General features: G+C 54.1%; 2 rRNA genes (1 of these 2 cut by a window edge). Both read left to right on the top strand.

What is annotated here, in order from left to right:
* A 23S ribosomal RNA gene (locus V3B46_RS17615) occupies positions 1 to 2,254 on the top strand (it extends 626 nt beyond the left edge of the window).
* A gap of 127 nt (positions 2,255 to 2,381) precedes the next feature.
* Positions 2,382 to 2,496 (top strand): 5S ribosomal RNA (gene rrf, locus V3B46_RS17610).
* The last annotated feature ends 4 nt before the right edge of the window (positions 2,497 to 2,500 follow it).

Genomic DNA, 2,500 nt, shown 5'->3' with positions numbered 1-2,500 from the left:
ATAAGGGCGCATAGTCGCGGGCAGTAGACCCGAAACCGGGTGATCTAGTCATGCCCAGGGTGAAGGTGCGGTAACACGCACTGGAGGCCCGAACCCACTCCCGTTGCAAAGGTAGGGGATGAGGTGTGATTAGGAGTGAAAAGCTAATCGAACCCGGAGATAGCTGGTTCTCCTCGAAAGCTATTTAGGTAGCGCCTCATATGTATCCTCTCGGGGGTAGAGCACTGTTATGGCTAGGGGGTCATCGCGACTTACCAAACCATTGCAAACTCCGAATACCGAGACGGACTGTATGGGAGACACACGGCGGGTGCTAACGTCCGTCGTGAAAAGGGAAACAACCCAGACCCACAGCTAAGGTCCCAAATTCACTGCTAAGTGGAAAACCATGTGGAAAGGCACAGACAGCCAGGAGGTTGGCTTAGAAGCAGCCACCCTTTAAAGAAAGCGTAATAGCTCACTGGTCGAGTCGGTCTGCGGGGAAGATTTAACGGGGCTAAGCAGTGAACCGAAGCTTGGGGTGCATAACTTTGTTATGCGCGGTAGAGGAGCGTTCCGTAAGCCGTTGAAGGTGGATTGAGAAGTCTGCTGGAGGTATCGGAAGTGCGAATGCTGACATGAGTAACGATAATGCGGGTGAAAAACCCGCACGCCGAAAGCCCAAGGTTTCCTTGCGCAACGTTAATCGGCGCAGGGTGAGTCGGCCCCTAAGGCGAGGACGAAAGTCGTAGTCGATGGGAAGCAGGTTAATATTCCTGCACCTCGCGTAAGTGCGATGGAGGGACGGAGAAGGTTAGGTGTACCAGGCGTTGGTTGTCCTGGGGAAAGGCGGTAGGTTTGGATCTTTGGCAAATCCGGGATCCTTTAAGACCGAGCACCGAGACGAGCCTTTATGGCGAAGTCACTGATACCACGCTTCCAGGAAAAGCTCCTAAGCTTCAGCTTACGCAGACCGTACCGTAAACCGACACAGGTGGGTAGGATGAGAATTCTCAGGCGCTTGAGAGAACTCGGGTGAAGGAACTAGGCAACATGGCACCGTAACTTCGGGAGAAGGTGCACCCTTTTTGGTGGCTCGTGCGAGCTATAGCTGAAGAGGGTCGCAGTAACCAGGCCGCTGCGACTGTTTATCAAAAACACAGCACTCTGCAAACACGAAAGTGGACGTATAGGGTGTGACGCCTGCCCGGTGCTGGAAGGTTAATTGATGGGGTCAGCCGCAAGGCGAAGCTCTTGATCGAAGCCCCAGTAAACGGCGGCCGTAACTATAACGGTCCTAAGGTAGCGAAATTCCTTGTCGGGTAAGTTCCGACCTGCACGAATGGCGTAACGACAGCGGCGCTGTCTCCACCCGAGACTCAGTGAAATTGAAATCGCTGTGAAGATGCAGCGTTCCCGTGGCAAGACGGAAAGACCCCGTGAACCTTTACTATAGCTTTACACTGAACGTTGAGTTCGTCTGTGTAGGATAGGTGGGAGGCTATGAAACTGTGGCGCTAGCTGCAGTGGAGCCATCCTTGAAATACCACCCTGTCGTGCTTGACGTTCTAACCTGGGCCCATTATCTGGGTCGGGGACCGTGTATGGTGGGTAGTTTGACTGGGGCGGTCTCCTCCTAAAGAGTAACGGAGGAGCTCGAAGGTACGCTCAGCGCGGTCGGACATCGCGCACTGTGTGCAAAGGCATAAGCGTGCTTGACTGCAAGATCGACGGATCAAGCAGGTAGGAAACTAGGACTTAGTGATCCGGTGGTTCTGTATGGAAGGGCCATCGCTCAACGGATAAAAGGTACTCCGGGGATAACAGGCTGATACCGCCCAAGAGTTCATATCGACGGCGGTGTTTGGCACCTCGATGTCGGCTCATCACATCCTGGGGCTGTAGTCGGTCCCAAGGGTATGGCTGTTCGCCATTTAAAGTGGTACGCGAGCTGGGTTCAGAACGTCGTGAGACAGTTCGGTCCCTATCTGCCATGGGCGTTGGAGATTTGAGAGGGGCTGCTCCTAGTACGAGAGGACCGGAGTGGACGAACCTCTGGTGTTCCGGTTGTCACGCCAGTGGCATTGCCGGGTAGCTATGTTCGGAAGCGATAACCGCTGAAAGCATCTAAGCGGGAAGCGCGCCTCAAGATGAGATCTCCCGGGGCACAAGCCCCCTGAAGGAACCATGTAGACTACGTGGTTGATAGGTCAGGTGTGTAAGTACAGCAATGTATTGAGCTAACTGATACTAATGATCCGAGAGGCTTGACCATATAACCTCAAGTTGCCTTGGCTTTACGACAGCGTCGTAAGAGCATCCAAGTGCACGCTACGTCACAAGAACTATGAGAGGCAGGCGCCTTATCCAGCTGTATCGGATGGCGACGCTCCAACCGCCTCCCTGGTGAAATTAGCGCTGTGGAACCACCCGATCCCATCCCGAACTCGGAAGTGAAACGCAGCTGCGCCGATGGTAGTGTGGCTCAAGCCATGCGAGAGTAGGTCATCGCCAGGGTTTA

This window comes from Stenotrophomonas sp. SMYL11 (genome assembly GCF_036320005.1).
In the GTDB taxonomy this organism is placed as follows: Bacteria; Pseudomonadota; Gammaproteobacteria; order Xanthomonadales; family Xanthomonadaceae; genus Stenotrophomonas; species Stenotrophomonas maltophilia_A.
This window is presented reverse-complemented; position numbering and strand designations above follow the sequence as displayed.